General features: G+C 41.7%; 1 protein-coding gene. It reads right to left on the bottom strand.

All coding sequences use genetic code 11. The features are described from left to right. Window positions 1-235 (bottom strand): hypothetical protein (locus AC3II9_RS22540; RefSeq protein WP_489159005.1); only part of this gene is annotated, 235 nt, incomplete at both ends.

Here is a 235-nt window from a genome sequence, read left to right as displayed (position 1 = left end):
CGTGATATCCGCAGTAACACTACCTAGAGCTGTAAGTAATGTGTTGCTTTCCATGAACAACTCATAAGTACCGGCACTTAAGTTATCAATCTTGAATTGAACTTCAGAACCAAAGATACCTAACAAGTCAATTACGCCAGTATCAGAACTATCCGCAACTACAGTACGAGTGCCATCTGGATTTACTCGTGTTAATACCACATGTAAACCGTCGACAACCGTAGCAACCGAACCA

The organism is Lysinibacillus sp. RU7, from assembly GCF_057837305.1.
The sequence above is the reverse complement of the archived record's forward strand: the minus strand, read 5'-3'. Positions and strand labels throughout refer to the sequence as shown.